Raw genomic sequence first — 20,601 nt, 5'->3', positions numbered from 1 at the left:
CCAAAGCAAAGGACGGCGCTTCGACAAGCGCAGGACGATCGGGAAGGGATGTGCCCTAGTCTTGTCGCTACGTTGAGGGAAGCCGATTTGATCATGCCAAAGGGCTTCGACCTTGCCCGCGACCTCGACCGCCACTGGCTGCGCTGGACGCTGCTGGCATGGGTCGCGGTGGTTGTCTTCTTTATCCAGCAACGCTGGGGTCCGATCCATTGGCTGGCGCTGGCCGACACCGACGATAATCTGCGGCTGGCGCAAGTGCGCGCATGGATGGACGGCCAGGGCTGGTATGATCTGCGCCAATATCGGATGGACCCGCCGCGCGGCATCGACATCCACTGGTCGCGGATCGTCGACTTGCCGATCGCTGCACTAATCTGGTTCTTCGGCTGGTTCACCACCCCCGCCTGGGCCGAGCGGCTGGCGGTGGGCTTTGCGCCGTTGCTGCCGCTGTCGATCACGATGGCTGGGATCGCGCTGGTGGCACGGCGGCTGATCGCGCCGCTCGCCTGGCCGCTGGCGATCGTGTTCCTGCTGGGCTGCGGGGTGACCATGCGCATGTTCTGGCCGCTGCGGATCGATCATCATGGCTGGCAATTGGCGGCTTTGGCGGTGACAGTGGCCGGCCTCGCCGATCCGCGCCGCGCGCGCGGCGGCGCGGTGGTGGGCCTTGCGAGTGCGTTTTCGCTCAGCATCGGGCTCGAGATGCTGCCCTATTGCGCCAGCGCGGGCGCGGTAATCGCGCTGCGATGGGTGTGGGATCGGGGCGAAGCCCGGCGGATGGCGGCCTATGCCGTAACGCTGGGCGGCGGCTGCGCGATCGGCTTTGCCGCCTTTGCCTCGACCGCCAACTACGCGATGCGATGTGATGCGCTGACGCCGGTGTGGCTGTCGGTGATGGTCGTGGCGGGTGCGCTGCTGCTCGCGCTGGCGGCGGCGAACCCTGTGAACCGCGCCGCGCGGCTGATCGCGTCGGTGGTCGCAGGCGGGGTAATCGTCGGCGGCTTCGCGCTGTTGTTCCCGCAATGCCTGGGCCGCCCGGAGGGGGTTTCGGAGGAACTCGCCCGCACCTGGCTGAGCAATGTGCGCGAGGCCAAGCCGATCTACCGCCACCCGTTCGACACCGCCTTTCCGATCGCGGTGATGCCGGTCATCGGCCTGATCGGCGCGATCATCGCCAGCTGGCGCGCGCGCGGCAGCGAACGCTTCGTCGGCTGGGTGGCGGTGGCGCTGTTCACCGCCTTTGCCGGGGCGATGCTGTTGTGGCAGGTCCGCGCGGCCCCGGCGGCGCAGTTGCTGGCGGTGCCCGGCGCGACCGCCTTGGGCTGGCTGCTCTTCCCCTGGCTGTTGTCGCGCCGATCGGTGCTGGTGCGCGTGCTCGGCACCGCTGCCGCCTTCCTGCTGGTATCGGGTCTGTTTTCAGGGCTGGTCGTGCGCTGGATGCCGGTCGATCGGCCCGATGCACGGGCCAAGATGATCAACCGCGCCGGCGCTCGCTGCACCAGCCTGCCGGCGCTGGCCACGCTCAACCGGGTGCCGCCGGCAACCTTCTTCACCCATGTCGATCTCGCCCCGCGCCTGATCGTCGGCACGCGGCACAGCGGCATCACCGGGCCATATCATCGCAATGGCGACGCGATCCTCGATGTCCACCACGCCTTTCAGGGATCGGCGGCGCAGTTCCGGCAGATCGCCCGATCGCATGGCGCGACCTATCTGCTGATCTGTCCCAACATGGCCGAAACGACCAATTATCGCGCGCGGTCGCCGAAGGGCTTCTATGCCCAGATCGTGCGCGGCCAGGTGCCGGCATTCCTCGAGAGCGTGCCGCTGCCGCGCAATTCGCCCTATCGCCTGTGGCGGATACGATAGCCTGAACCGCTGCCGTTCGTTTCGAGCGAAGTCGAAAAACGAACGGTTCGCTACAATACCGTCGCCGCCAGCCCATCGAGCACGAACTGCGTCGCCAGCGCGGCCAGCAGCACGCCCAGCAACCGCGTGATCACCGCTTCGATCTTCACCCCCATCACCCGCATCATCGGCCCGGCGGCGATCAGCGCCAGCATCGTCACGACCAGTACCAGCAACAGCGCCCCCAGCACCGTCAGCGCCGCCGGCAGCCCGCTATTCTGGCTCATCATCAGCATCACCGAAGCGATCGATCCAGGGCCGGCGATCATCGGCATCGCCATCGGGAAGGCGGCGACGTCGTCGACCTCGGGGGTATCCATGATCTGTTGCGCGCGGTCCTCGCGGCGCTGAGTGCGCTTTTCGAACACCATTTCGAGCGCGATCAGGAACAGCATGATGCCGCCCGCGATCTTGAACGCATCAAGGCTGATATGCAGCACCCGCAGCAAATCTTCGCCGAACAGCGCAAAGCCGAACAGGATGCCGCCTGCGATCATCGTCGCGCGCACCGCCATCGAACGCCGCTGTGCCGGCGACGCGCCCGAAGTGAGCCCGGCATAGATCGGCGCGCAGCCCGGCGGATCGATGATCACGAAAAAGGTAATGAACGAGGAAACGAACAGCTCGAGCACGTCAGATCGCCTCGGCGTCGAGCACGATCCCTGCGCGACGATGCGCCGCGACCAGCGTGTTGCGAAGCAGGCAGGCGATCGTCATCGGCCCGACGCCGCCGGGCACCGGGGTGATCGCGCTGGCGACCGAAGCCGCCCCCTCGAAATCGACATCGCCGACCAGACCGTCTTCGGTGCGGTTGATGCCGACATCGATCACCGTCGCCCCCGGCTTGATCCATTCACCCTTCACGAATTTCGCGCGTCCGACCGCGGCCACGACAATATCGGCATGCGCCAGATGTCCAGCCAGATTGCGGGTCCGCGAATGGGCGATCGTCACCGTGCAATCGGCGGCGGTCAGCAACGCCGCCATCGGCTTGCCGACGATATTCGACCGACCGATCACCACCGCGTTCAGCCCCGACAAATTCCCCAGTTGCTCGCGCAGCAGCAACAGGCAGCCATAGGGCGTGCAGGGGACAAAGCCGTTCAGCCCGGTTGCCAGCCGCCCGGCATTGACCGGGTGGAAGCCGTCGACATCCTTGTCGGGGTCGATCCGGGTCAGCACCGCCTGCGAATCGAGATGATCGGGCAAGGGCAATTGCACCAGGATGCCATCCACCTTGTCGTCATGGTTCAGCGAATCGACCAGCGCGATCAGCGCCGCCTGCGACGTGTCGGCGGGCAGGCGATGCTCATAGCTTTCCATGCCGGCGCCGATCGTCGCCTTGCCCTTGTTGCGGACATAGACCGAGGAGGCGGGATCCTCCCCCACCAGCACCACCGCCAGCCCGGGCTTTCGCCCCGCATCGGCGGCAAAGGCTTCGGCGAGGACGCCGATACGGGCGCGAAGGGCGGCGGCGGCGGCTTTGCCGTCAATGATCATAGCGGTCATGGATCGGCGGCATACAGCCAAGCCGCGCGCACCGCCAGCGCCAGCGAACCGGCCCTGTAACGATTACAGTGGCGCGGCTCCGCCGGTGGCGATGTTGAGCGCAAGCCGGTTGACGATAATGTCGATGATCGAGAGCCCGATCAGCACCACCATCGGCGACAGGTCGAGCGATCCGAAATCGGGCAATACCCGCCGGATCGGTCGATACACCGGCTCGGTCAGCCCATCGAGCCCGTTCCAGACCGACCGGACGAAATCGCTGCCGGTGTTGACGACGTTGAACGCGATAAGCAGCGACAGCACGATGTGGATGATGATGATCCACCGCGCGATGGTCAGCAGCATCTGGATGATTTCGAGCAGGATCAACAAGCTTGGCTCTCCGCAGTGCAACGTAGGTCGTCATATCGGGTTTCGACGGCGCGGGGCAAGGTGTCGCTGAAATCCGCCCCCCGGCAACAGCGCTGGCCGCTAACGCCGCACCAACGTGCCCGCGCCACCGCGCGTGAAGATTTCGAGCAGCATCGCATGCGGCACGCGCCCGTCGAGGATCACCGCCGCATCGACGCCCGCCGCCACCGCATTCACGCAGGTTTCGACCTTGGGAATCATGCCGCCCGAAATCGTCCCGTCGGCGGTCAGATCGGCGATCTGCTGCGGGTTGAGGTCGGTCAGCAGGTTACGATCCTTGTCGAGCACCCCGGCAACATCGGTCAGCAGGAAAAACCGCTTGGCCCCCATCGCGCCCGCGATCGCGCCCGCCATCGTGTCGGCGTTGATATTATAGGTCTCGCCATCGGCACCCAATGCCACCGGCGCGATCACCGGGATCACATTCTGCGCCGCCAGCATCTGCAGGATCGAAGGATCGACCGCGACCGGTTCACCGACGAAACCCAGGTCGACATGCCGCTCGATCCCCGAATTGCGATCGGGTTCGGTGCGCTTGACCTTTTCGGCGATCACCAGCCCGGCGTCCTTGCCCGAAATGCCGACCGCGCGTCCCCCGGCGGCGGCGATCCAGCCGACGATTTCCTTGTTGATGCTGCCCGCCAGCACCATTTCGGCGATCTCGGCGGTTGCCTTGTCGGTGACGCGCAGGCCGTTGACGAAGCGCGATTCGACCCCCAACCGCTTGAGCATCGCGCCGATCTGCGGCCCGCCGCCATGCACGACGATCGGGTTGATCCCCACCGCCTTGAGCAGCACCACATCCTCGGCGAAATCGCGCGCCAGTTCGGGGTCACCCATCGCGTGCCCGCCATATTTCACGACAAAAGTCGCGCCGGCATAGCGCTGGAGATAGGGCAAGGCTTCGGTGAGCGTTTCGGCCTTGGCGAGCATTGCTGGGTCTGGAGCGTGGTCGGTCATGCGATGCGCCTTAATCCGACACGCGCTTTTCCCCAACCCCGTTCGTCAGCACCAAGCGATCAGGCGGTGGCTGCCGCCCGCGTCGCATCCAGCCGCCGCCCCAGCCCGACAAACAGATAGATCAGCGGCGGCACCATCACGATCGACAGCACCACCTTGGTCAGCAATTGCCCCACCAGCAATTCGCCGATCGGGAACAGGCCATAAAAGGCGACCGAGATGAAGATCAGCGTATCGACGATCTGCGACAGCACGCTCGCTGCCGCTGCGCGAAGCCACAACAATCCACCCCAGCCCGCTGTTTTCGGCCCGCGCCGCATCGCATCGAACAAGGTGACGTTCAGCGTCTGCGACACGCCATAAGCAATGATCCCGGCGATCCAGATCCGCCAGGTCGCGCGCATCATCAGCTCGAACGCCGCCAGCCGCTCGGGCTCCATGCTCGCCGAGGCGGGCACCTGCAGCACCAGCAGCACCAGCAAGATCGAAAAGATCAGCGGGATAAACCCGAACCACACCAAATGCTTGGCGATCGTCGCGCCGTGCAGCTCGGCGATCGCGCTCGATACGACGACCAGCAGCAGAAACGCGAAAATCCCCGCCTCGACCGCCAGCGGCCCCAGCGCCACCTGTTTGTTGCCCAGTACGCCCGCGATGCAGACCATGCCGCCGTAAAAGATCGAAAACAGGAACAGCGAACGCGGGATCGCGGGTTGGGTCGGGTGCATCACCGCGACGTAGAGGAAAAGGCGGGGCAAGCAAATCCTCTCCCGGCGCGCGGCCGGGCGATCCTCACATCGCGCTTCCATCCCCCGGCGTCCTGTGCCACCTGCGACCTTTCACCTTCGCCGCTTCGCGCGGCGCGCTTGGGGAAGCGACAGGGTTTTGTTCACACGGTTTCTGATCGGCCTGGCCGGTATCGCGGTCATTCTGGGGCTCGCCGTCCTGCTGTCGACCAATCGCCGCGCGATCCGGCTTCGCGTGGTGGGGGCGGCGTTTGCGTTGCAGGCGGGGATCGCCTTTCTCGTGCTCTATGTCCCCGCCGGGCGCGCGATGATCGGTACGATGGCGGCGGGCGTCACCGCCTTGCTCGGCTATGCCCAGGCGGGCACCGATTTCATCTTCGGCCCGCTGGCGCGCCCCGACATGGGCGGCGCGAGCTTTGCGATCTCGGCGCTGCCGGTGATCATCTTCTTCGCCAGCCTCGTCTCGGTGCTGTATCACCTGCGCATCATGCAGTTCGTGATCCGCTATGTCGGCGGCGCGATCGAGAAGGTGACCGGCGTGTCGAAGGTCGAATCGCTATGTTCGGCGGCGAACATCTTCGTCGGCCAGAGCGAATCGCCGCTGGTCATCAAGCCCTATCTGGCCGCGCTCACCCCCAGCCAGTTGTTCGCGGTGATGTCGGTCGGCATGGCGGGCGTCGCGGGGACGATCCTTGCCGCCTATGCCTCGTTCCTCGGGCCGGCGGCATTGCCCTATCTGCTCGCCGCCAGCTTCATGGCAGCGCCTGGCGGCCTGCTGATGGCCAAGATCATCATGCCCGACGATCCGGTCGAGCCCGAATTGCCGCTGGCGGGTGAGCCCGACGACGCGGTGGTCGCGGTCGGCGAAAAGGTCGAGGAGGACGAACGCGCCGCCAATGTCATCATGGCAGCGGCGATGGGGGCGCAGATCGGCGTCAAGATCGCGGTCGCGGTCGGCGCGATGGTGCTGGCGTTCGTCGCGCTGGTGGCGATGGCCAATGGCTTGCTCGGTGCGGTCGGCGGCTGGTTCGGCTATCCCGCGCTCAGCTTCCAGGCGGTGATCGGCAGCTTCTTCAAACCGATCATGTTCCTGCTCAACATCCCCTGGGACGAAGCGGGCCGCGCGGGCGGGTTGTTCGGCACCAAGCTGGTGCTCAACGAATTCGTCGCGTTCATCGATCTCGGCCGGATGGGCGGCGAATTGAGTACGCGCACCACCGCGATCGTCACCTTCGCGCTATGCGGCTTCGCCAATTTCAGCTCGATCGCGATTCAGATGGCAGCGACGGGCAGCCTTGCCCCCAACCAGCGCCCGGTGATCGCACGGCTAGGCATCCGCGCACTGCTCGCGGGCAGTTTGGCGAACCTGATGTCGGCGGCGCTGGCAGGGCTGATCCTACCATAAATCCCCCTCCCGCAAGCGGGAGGGGAGCAGAAGGAACACCCATGCCCTTCGCACGCACCATCATCGCTACTATCGGAGCCCTGACCATGACCGCCACCCCCGCCGCCGCGCAAGACAATCCCGGCTGGACCCTGGTCATCCATGGCGGCGCTGGCGTGATCGAACGGGCGCGGATGACCCCCGATCGCGAAGCCGCCGCGCGCGCCGGGCTGAACGCCGCGCTCGATGCCGGGACCAAGGTGCTGGCGGCGGGCGGCAGCGCGCTCGACGCGGTCGAGGCGGCGGTGCGCGTGCTCGAGGATGATCCCAGCTTCAACGCCGGGCGCGGCGCGGTGTTCACCTATGAAGGCACCAACGAACTCGACGCCGCGATCATGGAGGGCACCACGCGCAAGGCGGGTGCGGTCGCCGGGATCAACGCGACCAAGAACCCGATCGGCCTCGCCCGCGCGGTAATGGAAAACAGCCCGCACGTGATGCTCGCGGGCGAAGGCGCGAACCGCTTTTCGCGCGAGCAGAACCTCGAACAGGCCGGCCCCGAATGGTTCGCCACCGACGAGCGCCGCCGCCAGCTCGACGAGCTCAAGTCACAGGGTGCCAGCGCCTACGACATCGACATGAAATACGGGACGGTCGGCGCGGTCGCGCGCGATGCCAAGGGGCATGTCGCCGCCGCCACCTCGACCGGCGGCGTCACCGGCAAGCGCTGGGGCCGGATCGGCGATTCACCGCTGATCGGGGCTGGCACTTATGCCGACGATCGCGCCTGCGCGATCTCCGCCACCGGCGCGGGCGAATTCTTCATCCGAGAAGGCGTGGCGCATGAAATCTGCGCGCGGGTGCGCTTCAAGGGCGAGACGCTGAAGGCCGCCGCCGACGTGGTGATGGCCGAAACGCTGGCGCTGGGCGGCACCGGCGGGGTGATCGTCACCGGGCCGAGCGGTGAAATGGCATATAGCTTCAACACCCCGGGCATGTATCGCGGCATGGCAAGCGCGGCGGGCAAGCGCAGCGTCGCGATTTACGGCGACGAATAAGGCTGCCCTCGCGCGCGCAACCGCACGAGGCGGGTATTCCCTTCGTCACATTCGGCAGCTAGCGCAGGGGCATGCTCCGCACCCTCGCCCTGATCGCCGCGCTGTTCGCGCTTGGCTTCCACACGCCGGCGCAGGCCTATGGCCGCTACGCGCACGGCGCGGTCGCGCGGATTGCGCTTGCCAACGCGACCCCCGCGACCCGCGCCCGAGTAGCGGCGATGCTACGGCAAACCGCGCTGTTGCAGACCCCCAGCTGCCGCGCCGCGACTCCCGAGGATGCCAGCGTCTGGCCCGATTGCATCCGCGCGATGGGCGATCGGTTCAGCTACACCGGCCCCTGGCACTATCAGAATGTCGATATCTGCAAGCCCTTCGACCTGGGCAGCGCCTGCGCCAACGGCAATTGCGTGTCGGCGCAAATCGATCGCCAGGTGAAGCTGCTGCAGAACACGACGATCCCAGCCAGCGAGAAAGTGGCCGCGCTCGCCTATCTCATCCACTTCGTCGGCGATTTGCATATGCCGCTGCACGCCGGCGACCGCGCCGATCGCGGCGGCAACGACGTCAAATCGAGCTATGGCGACTATGTCAGCGAACGGCTCAACCTGCATTCGGTGTGGGACGGCGAACTCGCCGAGCGCGCGTTGACGACGCCCCCCTCGCTCGAGCGGGTCTATTCGGCGCAGGAACGCGCAAGCATCGCCGGTGGCACGACCGAGGATTGGAGCCGCGAAGCCTGGGGCGTCAGCCGTGACGTCGCCTATGCGCTGGCGCTGGGCGGCGATCCTTGCGGCCCCAAGCCGCAGGGGCGGGTGACGCTGACCAACGCCGCGATCGAACAGGCGATCGCCCCCGCGCGGTTGCAGGTCGAGCGCGCCGGGCTGCGACTGGCGCGGCTGCTCGACGAAGCGCTCGATCCGGCAAAGGCGTTCACGCCCGAGCGGCGGCGATAGGGCATGATGACGGGATTCTGATGCATTTTCTTCGTCATTCCCGCGAAGGCGGGAATCCATACGCCAGTGCGGTGGTTATGGATTGCCGCCTTCGCGGGAATGACGAAGGGAAGGTAGAACAGCCCCCTCCCGCCAGCGGGAGGGGGACTGCACTCAGCTCACCACCACGGTGACCGCGCGACGATCGAGCGCCCAGGCGTCTTCGCCCGAACCGCCCAGCGGGCGTTCCTTGCCATAGCTGATCGTCGTGATCCGATCGGCCGAAATACCGCGCGCGACCAGATAGTTCTTGGCCGAATTGGCGCGCCGATCGCCCAGCGCAAGGTTATATTCGCGCGTGCCGCGCTCGTCGCAATGCCCTTCGATCGTGATCCGGGCATTGGGATATTGCGCCAGCCACGTCGACTGCCCATCCAGAATCGAACGCGCGCGCGGATCGATGTCATAGCTGTCGAGGTCGAAATTGACCGTATCGCTCTGAACCGAGCGGCGGAAATCTTCGGCCGATCCGGGCACTGTGCCGGTGCCGACATTGCCGTCGTTCATGCCGGTGCCCGGCGTCACCGGCGCAACGGTCTCGCCCGGGGCAGGCGGCAGCACTTCAGGACGCTTCTTGGCGCAACCGGCTGTCGCCAACAGCGCCGCACCCAGGATGAGAACGCTCGTCTTATTCGTCGCCATGTCATCGTCTCCTCTTAAAAGTTCAAATCGTTACGGGGCCGTATGGTTCCGGCGTCAAGGCCGGACCGGCCCCCAGCTGGGGTCCGATCCGTCGAGCGGGGTGGGGATACGGCGTGCGTTGACGCCGGTCAGGTCGACCGACCACACTTGCGCCCCCGATCCCCGGCCCGAGCGCAGATAGGTGATGACGCGGCCATTGGGTGCCCAGCTCGGCCCTTCGTCGCCCCAGGCATCGGTGAGGATTTTCTCGCCGCCGCCCGATGGGTTCATGATGCCGATCTTGAACCCGCCCGCGATCCGCGTGAACGCGATCAGGTCACCGCGCGGGCTCCAGGCGGGGGTGCCATAGCGCCCGTTGCCGAAGCTGATCCGCCGCTGATTCGATCCATCGGCATCCATCACATAGAGCTGCTGGGTGCCGCCGCGATCGCTTTCGAAGACGATGCGGCTCCCGTCGGGGGAATAGCTGCCGCCGGTGTCGATGCCCGGCGAATTGGTCAGCCGCTGCGGCGTGCCGCCCGATGCCGACACGCGATACAGATCGGTATTGCCGTTCTGCGCCATCGAAAACAGGATGTTGCGGCCATCGGGCGAAAAGCGCGGCGCAAAGGCCAGGCTGGCCCCCGAAACCACGCGCCGCTGACGACCACTGCCCAGATCATAGACATAGATGGTCGGCTTATCGTCGGCATAACTCATATACACGATCGACTGCTGGTTGGGCGCAAAGCGCGGCGTCAGCACGATCGACTGGCCGTTGGTGAGGAAGCGGTGGTTCGCGCCATCCTGGTCCATGATCGCCAGCCGCTTGATCCGGCGGTTCTTGGGGCCGGTTTCGGAGACATAGACCACGCGGGTATCGAAATACGGCCCCTCGCCGGTCAGCCGCGTATAGACGGTGTCGGCACATTTATGCGCCGCGCGCCGCCAATCAGCCGGCGGCACGACAAAACCCTGCCGCGACAGCTCGGCGCGGCTGAGCGCGTCGTACAGATAGCAGCCCACCGTCAGCGTCCCATCATTATTGGCACGGATAAACCCCTGCACCAGCGCCTGCGCGCCGGTGCCGTTCCAATAATCATAGGCGGGCGCGGTGACTTCGGGAAACGCGACGGTGCGAAGCTGCGCGGGCGCGACCGGCGTGAACAGGCCCGAATTGCGAAGATCGGTGGCGATGATCTCAGCCAATTGCCGCCCGAGCGAATCGGTCGATCCCGCAGCGGTGCTGGTGACTGCCGGCGTCGGAAAAAACGGGATCGCGATCGGCATCGGCGCGGAGATACCGCCGGTCACGTCGACGACGAGTTCCTCGCCTTGCTGCGCAGCGGCGGGCGGCGGGGCGATCTCCTGCGCCGCGGCGGGGAGTGCGATGGTCAGCGCGATCGCCCCCATCACCGTTCGTGCTGATTCCAAACGCATAACTTTTCTCCTCAACCGGGCAGCTTGTAGCGCAGCTTGAAATCGCGCCAGCCGCCGGGTGCAGCATAAAGATCGGCGGGCAAGCCGCGAAGCGGCGCGCACCCGACAAAGGTGGCAATCGCCAGATCGTCGACCCGGTCGACATAACGGCGGTTACCATCGTCCACGCCGTCACGATCGGTGACGGTAGGGCGTGCGCGAAGCGACCCGTCCTGGGCAAGCTGAAGCCGGATCGTGACCCGAATTCGCTCGGCTCCCGGCCCCGGCGTCACCTGGCGGTTCGCGCAGGGCTGAACCTGACGCAGGATCGCCGAGGCGATGTTGGCGACCTGCGCCGCGCCGATGCGCTGTGCCGGCGCTGCGTTGCTCGCCTTGCGCGGCGTATCATCGGCGCTCAGCCCTTTGAGGAAATCATCCCCCAGCCGTGACCCACGCGGACGCGCCGTCTTGGCCGCAGCATCGCTGCCGCTTCCCTTGGCCGCAGCCTTGGGTGCAGGCTTTGCCGCAGCGGTTTTGGGCGCAGCCTTGGGCGTTGCCTTGGCCGCCGGTTGCGGCGCTGGCTTGGCCTTGGTCGGCCGCACTTGCGCTGGCGTGGGCGGCTTGGGCGCAGCTTTGGGAGCAGGCTTGGCGGCAGGCTTGGGGCGCGGTGCAGCGGCGGGTTCAGGGGGTGCCGGTTGTGGCGCGGGCGCCGGTTCAGGCTCGGCCTCGGCGGGCGCGGGCGGTGCCGCGTCCTCGGGTGGCCCCTCCTCGGGCGCGACCGAAGGCGACGGCGCTTCGATCGTCGGCGATTCGGCGACCAGCCCCACCTCGTCGACCAGGCTCACCTCAACCGGGGTCGACACCAGGCTTTCGGGATTGGGGGTCGCCAGGAAGCCGACCGACAACAGCCCGAACAGCACGACATGGCCGACAGCGGCAACGCCCAGCCCGGCTTTTTCAGCACGATCCATCAGGCGCGGCCCCGGCTCAACGTGCCTCTGACCCCACGGTCACCAGTGCAACGCGGTTGAGCCCGGCGCGGTTGAGTTCGCCCATCACCCGCATGACTTCGCCGTAATCGAGCGCGCGATCGGCGCGCAGAAACACCTGGCGCGGATTCTCAGCCTCGCCCGCCGCCGCGATCTCGGCCAGCACGTCGGGCAGGATCGATTCGCTGACCTCATTGTCGTTGACGAAGATCTTGCCCTCGCCATCGAGCGAGATCTGCACCGGCTCCTGTTCCTGATCGAGTGCCTTGGCGCGGCTATCGGGCAGGTTCACCGGCACCCCGGTGGTGAGCAGCGGCGCGGTGACCATGAAGATGATCAGCAGCACCAGCATCACGTCAACCAGCGGCGTGACGTTGATGTCGGCCATCGGCGCGCGCCGACCCTTGCCGCGCGACGAAGGGAGATTCATCGCCATTACTTCTTCCCCCCTCCCGCTTGCGGGAGGGGGCGGGGGAGGGCTTGTCCAGGACAGGGCGACAGCCCCTCCCGCGAGCGGGAGGAGGACAGAAAGTCGCCGCTCACGCCCCAAGCTCCAACTGCCGGCTCAGCGTTGCGTGGAAGCCATCCGCGAAACGGTTCAGCCGCGCCTCGATCTTGTTGATGCCGTGGCTGAAGCGATTGTACGCGATCACCGCGGGGATCGCCGCGAACAGGCCGATCGCGGTCGCGAACAATGCCTCAGCGATGCCCGGCGCGACCACCGCCAGCGACGAATTCTGCGCCTGCGCGATCGCGGTGAAGCTTCGCATGATCCCCCACACGGTGCCGAACAGCCCGACGAACGGCGCGACCGATCCGATCGTCGCCAGCACGTTCAGCCTGTCGGACATGCGGTCGATCTCGCTCGCCACCGCAGCGCCCATCGCGGTTCCCAGTCGCTCACGCGTCCCCTCGCGGTCAATCGCCTTGCCGGCGGTCGATCGCCGCCATTCGGCGACCCCGGCGGAAAATACGCGCGCGATCGCCATGTCGCTTTCGGCATGGCTGCGATGAAACGCATCGACATCCTCGGCGCGGCGATAATCACCTTCAAACTGGTCGATCGCCTTGCGCGCGCGGCCGATCTTACGGCGGAAGCTGATGATGATCGCCCAGGTCCAGATGCTGGCCAGCAACAGCCCAAGCATCACGCCCTTCACCACCCAGTCGGCGGTAAGGAACAGCGCCAGCGGGGACAGGGTCGCAGCGTCGGCGTTCACGATTGCTTCCATCTAGCTCGGCTTTCCCTTTTGCAACACGGTGTCGAACGCCTCTAGCCACTTCGCCGGCTGGCGTCTCGCACGCCCTGATGGCGCGACGAATGCCGCCTCTACCTGCGCATCGGCCAACAGCAGCCCATCGCGCATGACTCGTTGATGAATATCGACCGATGCGGCGCGAATTCGTTCGATCGTGGTGATCACCAACAACGCATCGTCGAGCCGCGCGGGCGCAACATAGCGAATCCGCAGGTCACGCACCGCATACGCCCCTTCGCTGGCTTCATGCGCCGCGCGCTGGTCGATCCCAGCGACGCGCAGCATGTCCGATCGCGCGCGTTCCATATAGCGCAGATAATTGGCGTGATAGACGACCCCCGACAGGTCGGTATCCTCGAAATACACCCGCACCGCAAAGCGATGCTCACCGCTCACGAAGCGGCCCGATTGCGGGGTATCCGGCATCATATGCGCGCATTAACCAAGGCTTGAGGACGGGTCAAAGCTTGTGCGGCGCATGGGGCGGCAAGGGAAGCCGCAATGTGCGAGCGGCCATGGCCTCGTCGCGTTAGCGCAACCACTGGTCGCGAGCGCTCCCCCTGGCGCGCGCGGCTAGTCGAACAGGCTAGAAACTGATGCTTCCTCGGCGATCCGCTTGACCGCTTCGGCCAGTAGCGGCGCAATGGTCAGATGGCGGATTCGGCGGGCGTCCTGGATCACTTCGTGGTTGCCGATCGAATCGGTGATGACCAGTTCCTCGAGCGCCGAATTCTCGACCCGCGCCACCGCGCCGCCCGACAATACGCCATGGGTGCAATAGGCAACGACGCCCTCGGCCCCTGCCGCCTTCAGCGCAGCCGCCGCGTTGCACAAGGTACCCGCCGAATCGACGATATCGTCGATCAGGATGCAAAAGCGCCCCTCGACATCGCCAATGATGTTCATCACTTCGGATTCGCCGGGGCGCTCGCGGCGCTTGTCGACGATCGACAGCGGCGCATTGTCCAGCCGCTTGGCGAGCGCCCGCGCGCGCACCACGCCGCCGACATCGGGCGATACCACCATCAGGTTGCGGTCGCCGAAGCGAGTCTTGATGTCGGCCGACATCACCGGCGCGCCATAAAGATTGTCGGTGGGAATATCGAAAAAACCCTGGATCTGCCCGGCATGAAGATCGACCGACAGCACGCGATCGGCGCCCGCTTTGGTGATGAGATTGGCGACCAATTTGGCCGAGATCGGCGTGCGCGGGCCGGGCTTCCGGTCCTGGCGGGCATAGCCGAAATAGGGGACGACGGCGGTGATCCGCTTGGCCGATGCGCGCTTGAGCGCATCGATCATGATCAACATTTCCATCAGATTGTCGTTGACCGGGAACGACGTCGACTGGAGCACGAACACGTCCTCGCCGCGCACATTCTCCATGATCTCGACAAAGATTTCCTCGTCGGCAAAGCGCCGCACCATCGCCTCGGTCAGCGGGGTTTCGAGATAGGCGGCGATCGCCTTTGCCAAGGGAAGGTTCGAATTTCCCGCCAGTAACTTCACCAGATCGTCTCCCTTGCGCTCGGTGGCCGTCCTAGTCGCAAGCATCACAGGTGAAAAGGGGCGCGCGGCGCCGGGCTTCATTCGGCCCGCCGATCGGACTAGGACGGCACGCATGAGCGCACCCATCCCCGCATCGGCCATCACCGTCACCCGCTTTGCCCCCAGCCCGACCGGCAATCTGCATGTCGGCAATCTGCGTACCGCGATCCTGTGCTGGCTGTGGGCGCGGCGGCAAGGGGGGCGCTTCCTGCTGCGGATCGACGACACCGATCCCGCGCGATCGGAGGAGCGCTTTGTCGAGGCGATTCGCGCCGATCTTAGCTGGCTGGGGCTGGCGCCCGATGGTGAAGCACGGCAATCGGCGCATTTGGCAGCGTATGAGGCGCGGTTCGAGGCGCTGCGTGCCAGCGGACGGGTATATGCCTGCTACGAAACCCCCGCCGAACTCGATCTGCGGCGCAAGGTGCTGCTGGGGCGCGGCCTGCCCCCGGTATATGACCGCGCCGCGCTGAAGCTGACACAGGCCGATCACGACCGTTTTGCCGAGCAGGGCGTCGCCCCGCACTGGCGCTTCCGCCTCGATCACGGCGCGGCGATCGAATGGGACGACCGGATTCGCGGACACCAGCGCTTCGATCCGGCGACGATGAGCGATCCGGTGGTGCGCCGCGCCGATGGCAGTTGGCTATATCTGCTGCCCAGCGTCATCGACGACATCGACATGGGCGTCACCGATGTGGTGCGCGGTGAGGATCATGTGTCGAACACTGCGGTCCAGGTGCAGATGTTCGAGGCGCTGGGCGCAGCGCCGCCCACCTTCGCCCATGCCGCGCTGCTCACCGGGGCAGAGGGCAAATTGTCGAAGCGGCTCGGATCGCTTGGCGTCGAGCATTTCCGGGAAGCGGGGATCGAGCCGCAGACGATCGTCGCGCTGCTCGCGCGGATCGGCACCAGCGATCCGGTCGAGCCTTTCGTCGATCCCGCGCCGCTGGTCGAGGCGTTCGACTTCAGCCGCTTCGGGCGCGCGCCGGCGCGATTCGACGAAGAGGAACTGGCGGGGCTCAACGCCAAGATCGTCCACCAGCTCGATTATGAAGCAGTGCGCGAACGCCTGCCCCAGGGCATGGCACAGCCTGCGTGGCAGGCGGTTCGGCCCAATCTGACCAAAGTGACCCACGCCGCCGATTGGTGGCAGGTGATCGAGGGGCCGATCGCGGCGGCTTCGATTGCGGATGAGGATCGCGGCTATCTGCGCGAGGCGGCAACGCTGGCGGCGGGCATCGATTGGACCAGCGATCCCTGGCACGCGCTGACCGGCGCGCTGAAGGATGCCACCGCGCGCAAGGGCCGCGCCCTGTTCCTCCCGCTTCGGCTCGCGCTGACCGGCCAGCCACACGGCCCCGACATGGCAACGCTGTTGCCGCTGATCGCCCGCGACGAGGCGATTCGACGGCTAGAGGCTGCCGGTGGGTAGCAGAATGAAATGATTCGATCACGCGCGAAAGATATGATGTAACATCTTATACCGGCCATTGCGGCGGGTAGGAGAAAGCCATGTACGCACAACGCTATGACAGCGGCGGCAAGGGAAAATCGGTCGGCTTGGGCGCGGCGGTCGCGGTCAATGCCGGGCTGCTTGCGCTGTTAATGACCACCGGCGTGGTTCCGACGACCATTCGGCCCGACGGCCCTTTGACGATCATACACATCCCGCTCGATCCGCCACCGCCCCCCGAACCGATCGAGCAGCCGCGCGTCGATCGGGTGCAGCCCGCACCGGCACCGCTGCCGTTCAAACCGACGCCGATCGTCAATTTGCCGGTGCCTAACTCTAACTTCGGGTCGACGACGATCCTGCAGCCGATACAGCCGCTAGCGCTGCCACCGGGCGGGGCAGTTACGGGCAGCGGCAGCGGATCGGTGCCAGCTGAACCCGCGCCCCCCGCACTGATCGGGGCCGAGATCGACCCGCGCTTCGCCAACGCCTTCCAGCCCGAATATCCCGCCGCCGAACGCCGCGCCGAGCGCGAAGGCCGCGTGGTGGTGCGCGTGCTGATCGGCATCGACGGGCGAGTCCAGGCGGTCGAACAGGTCAGCGCGGTCTCACCGGGGCTGTTCGATGCAACCCGGCGGCACGCATTGGCGCGCTGGCGGTTCAAACCGGCGACACGCGGCGGGGTGCCGGTGGAAAGCTGGAAGACGATGAGCCTGCGTTTCGAGCTGTCAGGCGGCTGAGCGCCAAGAGCCGATTGCCGGGCCGATTGCCGGGGTGGTCTGGCGCGCCGGACCACCCTATGTTGCGTTGCGTGAACTATCTCCGCCGCTTTTCGCCATTTCGGGCGCTGCGTGACCTGCGCCTGTTTCTGTCGCACCGGCAGCCCTATGAATTATGGTTCCTGCTGCTGTCGATCATGATCACGACCACGCTGATGCTGGTCTTCATGAAGGATTCGAAGTTCGACCGACCGATCAAGCGCGAGATCATCTATTTCGAGAGTTGGGCGCAGTCGCGCACCGACGCCGAAATCATCGCACAGCAACAGATCGACCAGGTGATCCGCGACAAGAAGCGCGCCGATTACCAAGCGCGCGTCGAAAAGCGCCGCGCCGAATTCAAGAAGGTCGATGACGCGATGGAGCGCTGGGGCCTCTGACCGACGATTCACGCTGGATGGCGGCAGCTTTGGTGCTCGCCGGGCGCGGGCGCGGGCTCAGCGCCCCCAACCCCAATGTCGGCTGCGTGATCGTGCGCGACGGACGGGTGGTCGGGCGCGGCTGGACCCAGCCCGGCGGCCGCCCGCATGCCGAGGCGATGGCGCTGGAACAGGCGGGCGCGGCGGCGGGGGGGGCGACGCTGTACACCACGCTCGAGCCCTGCGCGCATGTGTCGGCGCGCGGGCCTGCGTGCAGCGATCTGGTGGTCGCGGCGGGCATCGCCCGCGTGGTGACCGCGCTGCGCGATCCCGATCCGCGCACCGATGGCGCCGGCCATGCCCGGCTTGCCGCCGCCGGAATCGCGGTGACCGATGACGTCATGCCGCACGAGGCGCGGCGCGCGATGGCGGGCTTCCTCACCCGGCGGGCGCTCGGTCGGCCACAAGTGACGCTCAAGCTGGCGATGTCGCTCGACGGCTGCATCGCGCTGCATTCGGGGGCCAGCAAATGGATCACCGGGCCGGCAGCGCGCGCGCACGGTCATATCGAACGCACCCGGCACGAAGCGATCCTGGTCGGGCGCGCCACCTACGATGCCGATCAACCTCGCCTCGACGTGCGGCTGGCGGGGCTTGAGGGCCGCAGCCCGCGCCGGCTGCTGATGACGCGGATGGACGCCCCCAAGGGCTGGGAAGCGGTGCGCGGCCCGGCGGCGATCCGCGAGATCGAGGGCGTCGATCACCTGCTGGTCGAGGGCGGCGCGCAGACCGCGGCGGCGTTCCTGCGCGACGATCTGGTCGATCGGCTGCTTTTGTATCGCGCGCCGATCCTGCTTGGCGGCAGGCAGGCGGTGGGCGACCTGTTTTTGAACATCGTCGATCCGGCGCATCGCCGCTGGCGACTGCTGGACCAACGGCCGCTTGGCAGCGACCGGCTCGAAGTCTACGAGCGCGCGAGGAGCTGATATGTTCACCGGAATTATTACCGACGTCGGGCGGATCGAAGAAGTGGCCGATCGCGGCGACCGGCGCGTTCGCGTCGCCACCACTTATGACACCGCCGCGATCGACATGGGCGCGTCGGTTGCCTGTTCGGGCGTTTGCCTCACGGTCGTCGACAAGGGGGTTCACGAATCGGGCAGCGGCTGGCTGGCGTTCGACGTGTCGGGCGAGACGGTATCGCGCACCGCCGCCGCGATGTGGCAGGCGGGCCGCCGGCTGAACCTCGAACGCGCGCTGCGGCTTGGCGATGAACTGGGCGGGCATATCGTCACCGGCCATGTCGATGGGCTGGGCGAAGTCGTGTCGGTGGTGCCCGAGGGCGGATCGCACCGCGTGACGATCCACGCCGGCACCGAAATCGCGCCCTATGTCGCGGCCAAGGGATCGATCACCGTCGACGGCGTGTCGCTCACGGTCAATTCGGTCGAGGATGTCGCAGGCGGCGTCCGCTTCGGCCTCAACATCATTCCGCATACCTGGGGCGTCACCACCTTCGCCGATCTGGCGCAGGGACAGTCGGTCAATCTCGAGATCGACGTGCTCGCCCGTTATCTGCAACGCATGGAGCAAGTACGTGGCAAGGCCTGAACTGGCGCAACTGCGCCACGCATTCCTCTCGACCCCCGAAGAGATCATCGACGAAGCGCGCAACGGCCGGATGTTCATCCTGGTCGATGACGAGGATCGCGAAAATGAGGGCGATCTGGTGATCCCCGCGCAGATGGCGACCCCCGACGCGATCAACTTCATGGCGCGCTATGGTCGCGGGCTGATCTGCCTGGCGATGACCAAGGAGCGGACCCAGCAATTGGGCCTCGACCTGATGGCGCGCAACAACGGCACGCGCCATGAAACCGCCTTCACCGTGTCTATCGAGGCGCGCGACGGCGTGACCACCGGCATTTCGGCGGCCGATCGCGCGCGAACGATCGCGGTCGCGGTCGATGCGTCAAAGGGGCGCGACGAGATCGTGACGCCGGGGCATGTCTTCCCGCTGGTCGCGCGCGACGGCGGCGTGCTGGTGCGCGCAGGGCATACCGAAGCGGCGGTCGATGTCGCGCGGCTGGCCGGGCTCAATCCATCGGGCGTGATCTGCGAGATCATGAAGGACGATGGCGAAATGGCGCGGATGGACGACCTCGTCACCTTCGCGCAGTTCCACAACCTCAAGATCGGCACGATCCGCGACCTGATCGCCTATCGCCGCCGTTATGACCATCTGGTCGAAAAGCGTGCCGAGGCGCGCTTCGCCAGCGCATGGGGCGGCGACTGGACGGTCATGACCTTCTGGAACAAGGCGGCGGGCACCGAACAGGTCGCACTGGTGAAGGGCGAGATCGACCCGGCCAAGCCGGTGCTGGTGCGGATGCACGCGCTCACCCCGTTCGGCGACATTTTCGGCGAGGCGGGGCCGCGCGGCAAATTGCTGCAGCGGTCGATGGAAATCATCGGCGAAGAGGGCGCTGGCGTCGTCGTGGTGATCAATCCCACCCGGCTCGACGCCTATACGATGGCGCTGCAGGCGCGCACCGGCACGCTCGCGCCCAAGGACATGGACGAACTGCGCGATTATGGCGTCGGCGCGACGATCCTCACTGAATTGGGAGTGCGCGACATGGTGCTGCTCACCAACACTCACCACACCTTGGTCGGACTCGACGGCTATGGCCTGTCGATCGTCGGCGAACGCGCAATCGACGTGAACGGAGAAATTTGATGGCCAAGGTTTTGATCGTCGAGGCGCGATTTTACGCGCAGTTGAACGACATGCTGCTCAAGGGCGCACGCGCCGCGATCGAGGCGGCGGGTCACACCCACGAAACCGTCACCGTCCCCGGCGCGCTCGAAATTCCCGGCGCGCTGGCACTGGCCGACCAGAGCAATTTATACGATGCCTTCGTTGCCCTGGGCGTCGTGATCCGCGGTGAAACCTATCATTTCGAGATCGTCGCTGGCGAAAGCGCGCGCGGGCTGATGGCGCTGGCAATGGATGGCCTCGCGATCGGCAATGGCATCCTGACCGTCGAGAACGAAGCGCAGGCGCTGGTCCGCGCCGATCCTAAGCAAAAGGACCAGGGCGGCGAAGCGGCAAAGGCGGCGCTGGCGATGCTGGCGCTGAAGGAACGCTTCGGCTGAGCCGGCGCGCGGTTTCTCTGGGCGGCGATCGCTGCGGGTATCGA

23 protein-coding genes are annotated in these 20,601 nt (G+C 66.3%); 11 read left to right on the top strand and 12 right to left on the bottom strand.

From position 1 onward, the window contains the following. The first annotated feature begins 93 nt into the window (after nucleotides 1-93). Nucleotides 94-1,869 (top strand): hypothetical protein, encoded by a 1,776-nt coding sequence (locus tag QU44_RS00390; RefSeq protein WP_033919395.1) that lies wholly within the window; start codon nucleotides 94-96, stop codon nucleotides 1,867-1,869. A 50-nt stretch (nucleotides 1,870-1,919) separates the two neighbouring features. On the opposite strand, the gene QU44_RS00385 is transcribed toward QU44_RS00390, so the two are convergent. The 5 genes from QU44_RS00385 to QU44_RS00365 form a co-directional block, all read right to left on the bottom strand. Continuing rightward, entirely contained in the window at nucleotides 1,920-2,540 is a 621-nt protein-coding gene (locus tag QU44_RS00385) for a MarC family protein (RefSeq protein ID WP_033919394.1), read from the bottom strand. Nucleotide 2,541: 1 nt separating this feature from the next. Next, nucleotides 2,542-3,417 carry a bifunctional methylenetetrahydrofolate dehydrogenase/methenyltetrahydrofolate cyclohydrolase FolD gene (folD, locus tag QU44_RS00380; RefSeq protein WP_033919393.1) on the bottom strand — a complete coding sequence of 292 codons (876 nt, stop codon included), beginning with the start codon at nucleotides 3,415-3,417 and terminating at the stop codon, nucleotides 2,542-2,544. A 63-nt stretch (nucleotides 3,418-3,480) separates the two neighbouring features. Continuing rightward, nucleotides 3,481-3,786: a YggT family protein gene (locus QU44_RS00375; protein ID WP_331377401.1), complete on the bottom strand. Its 306-nt coding sequence runs from the start codon at nucleotides 3,784-3,786 to the stop codon at nucleotides 3,481-3,483. A 102-nt stretch (nucleotides 3,787-3,888) separates the two neighbouring features. Next, nucleotides 3,889-4,788: an acetylglutamate kinase gene (argB, locus tag QU44_RS00370; RefSeq protein ID WP_033919392.1), complete on the bottom strand. Its 900-nt coding sequence runs from the start codon at nucleotides 4,786-4,788 to the stop codon at nucleotides 3,889-3,891. 59 nt (nucleotides 4,789-4,847) lie between these two features. Continuing rightward, nucleotides 4,848-5,516, bottom strand: a complete 669-nt coding sequence (locus tag QU44_RS00365; protein ID WP_033919391.1) for a queuosine precursor transporter — start codon at nucleotides 5,514-5,516, stop codon at nucleotides 4,848-4,850. A 157-nt stretch (nucleotides 5,517-5,673) separates the two neighbouring features. Between QU44_RS00365 and QU44_RS00360 the strand changes: the two genes are divergently transcribed. The 3 genes from QU44_RS00360 (at nucleotide 5,674) to QU44_RS00350 (ending at nucleotide 8,929) form a co-directional block, all read left to right on the top strand. Next, the gene (locus tag QU44_RS00360) at nucleotides 5,674-6,939 is read left to right on the top strand and encodes a NupC/NupG family nucleoside CNT transporter (RefSeq protein WP_033919390.1); all 1,266 of its coding nucleotides are present in this window, start codon (nucleotides 5,674-5,676) and stop codon (nucleotides 6,937-6,939) included. 86 nt (nucleotides 6,940-7,025) lie between these two features. After that, nucleotides 7,026-7,976, top strand: coding sequence for an isoaspartyl peptidase/L-asparaginase family protein (locus tag QU44_RS00355; protein ID WP_052134179.1), 951 nt, complete (start codon nucleotides 7,026-7,028; stop codon nucleotides 7,974-7,976). A gap of 71 nt (nucleotides 7,977-8,047) precedes the next feature. Further along, a complete protein-coding gene (locus QU44_RS00350) occupies nucleotides 8,048-8,929 on the top strand; it encodes a S1/P1 nuclease (protein WP_052134178.1) in 882 nt (293 codons plus the stop codon). A 153-nt stretch (nucleotides 8,930-9,082) separates the two neighbouring features. Here the strand turns inward: QU44_RS00350 and pal are convergent, their stop codons facing one another. The 7 genes from pal to QU44_RS00315 all read right to left on the bottom strand — a co-directional run bounded on the left by pal (nucleotide 9,083) and on the right by QU44_RS00315 (nucleotide 14,765). Then, nucleotides 9,083-9,610, bottom strand: a complete 528-nt coding sequence (gene pal / locus QU44_RS00345; protein ID WP_033919389.1) for a peptidoglycan-associated lipoprotein Pal — start codon at nucleotides 9,608-9,610, stop codon at nucleotides 9,083-9,085. Nucleotides 9,611-9,664: 54 nt separating this feature from the next. After that, nucleotides 9,665-11,002 (bottom strand): Tol-Pal system beta propeller repeat protein TolB, encoded by a 1,338-nt coding sequence (gene tolB / locus QU44_RS00340; protein WP_052134177.1) that lies wholly within the window; start codon nucleotides 11,000-11,002, stop codon nucleotides 9,665-9,667. A gap of 38 nt (nucleotides 11,003-11,040) precedes the next feature. Next, on the bottom strand, nucleotides 11,041-11,979 hold the full coding sequence (locus QU44_RS00335) for a hypothetical protein (RefSeq protein WP_033919387.1): 939 nt from the start codon (nucleotides 11,977-11,979) through the stop codon (nucleotides 11,041-11,043). Between the two features lie 16 nt (nucleotides 11,980-11,995). Then, nucleotides 11,996-12,433, bottom strand: a complete 438-nt coding sequence (tolR, locus tag QU44_RS00330) for a protein TolR (protein WP_033919386.1) — start codon at nucleotides 12,431-12,433, stop codon at nucleotides 11,996-11,998. 103 nt (nucleotides 12,434-12,536) lie between these two features. Next, nucleotides 12,537-13,229, bottom strand: coding sequence for a protein TolQ (gene tolQ, locus QU44_RS00325; protein WP_033919385.1), 693 nt, complete (start codon nucleotides 13,227-13,229; stop codon nucleotides 12,537-12,539). Continuing rightward, nucleotides 13,230-13,685, bottom strand: coding sequence for a tol-pal system-associated acyl-CoA thioesterase (gene ybgC / locus QU44_RS00320; RefSeq protein WP_033919384.1), 456 nt, complete (start codon nucleotides 13,683-13,685; stop codon nucleotides 13,230-13,232). It lies immediately after the preceding gene. Nucleotides 13,686-13,829: 144 nt separating this feature from the next. Continuing rightward, a complete protein-coding gene (locus QU44_RS00315; protein ID WP_033919562.1) occupies nucleotides 13,830-14,765 on the bottom strand; it encodes a ribose-phosphate pyrophosphokinase in 936 nt (311 codons plus the stop codon). 112 nt (nucleotides 14,766-14,877) lie between these two features. On the opposite strand from QU44_RS00315, the gene gltX reads away from it, so the two are divergent. The 7 genes from gltX to ribH all read left to right on the top strand — a co-directional run bounded on the left by gltX (nucleotide 14,878) and on the right by ribH (nucleotide 20,557). After that, a complete protein-coding gene (gene gltX / locus QU44_RS00310) occupies nucleotides 14,878-16,239 on the top strand; it encodes a glutamate--tRNA ligase (RefSeq protein ID WP_231621549.1) in 1,362 nt (453 codons plus the stop codon). Between the two features lie 80 nt (nucleotides 16,240-16,319). Further along, complete coding sequence (locus QU44_RS00305) at nucleotides 16,320-17,000, top strand: energy transducer TonB (protein WP_033919383.1); 681 nt, start codon at nucleotides 16,320-16,322, stop codon at nucleotides 16,998-17,000. A gap of 71 nt (nucleotides 17,001-17,071) precedes the next feature. Further along, entirely contained in the window at nucleotides 17,072-17,419 is a 348-nt protein-coding gene (locus QU44_RS00300) for a hypothetical protein (protein ID WP_033919560.1), read from the top strand. A gap of 17 nt (nucleotides 17,420-17,436) precedes the next feature. Then, on the top strand, nucleotides 17,437-18,384 hold the full coding sequence (ribD, locus tag QU44_RS00295) for a bifunctional diaminohydroxyphosphoribosylaminopyrimidine deaminase/5-amino-6-(5-phosphoribosylamino)uracil reductase RibD (protein ID WP_033919382.1): 948 nt from the start codon (nucleotides 17,437-17,439) through the stop codon (nucleotides 18,382-18,384). 1 nt (nucleotide 18,385) lies between these two features. Then, nucleotides 18,386-19,009: a riboflavin synthase gene (locus QU44_RS00290; protein WP_033919380.1), complete on the top strand. Its 624-nt coding sequence runs from the start codon at nucleotides 18,386-18,388 to the stop codon at nucleotides 19,007-19,009. Then, nucleotides 18,996-20,138, top strand: coding sequence for a 3,4-dihydroxy-2-butanone-4-phosphate synthase (ribB, locus tag QU44_RS00285; RefSeq protein WP_033919378.1), 1,143 nt, complete (start codon nucleotides 18,996-18,998; stop codon nucleotides 20,136-20,138). Before QU44_RS00290 ends, ribB begins: the two co-directional genes overlap by 14 nt. Next, a complete protein-coding gene (gene ribH / locus QU44_RS00280; RefSeq protein ID WP_033919377.1) occupies nucleotides 20,138-20,557 on the top strand; it encodes a 6,7-dimethyl-8-ribityllumazine synthase in 420 nt (139 codons plus the stop codon). The genes ribB and ribH overlap by 1 nt, the downstream gene beginning before the upstream one ends. The last annotated feature ends 44 nt before the right edge of the window (nucleotides 20,558-20,601 follow it).

Origin of the sequence: Sphingomonas sp. 37zxx (assembly GCF_000786205.1) — a bacterium.
Classification (GTDB): Bacteria; Pseudomonadota; Alphaproteobacteria; order Sphingomonadales; family Sphingomonadaceae; genus Sphingomonas.
The sequence above is the reverse complement of the archived record's forward strand: the minus strand, read 5'-3'. Positions and strand labels throughout refer to the sequence as shown.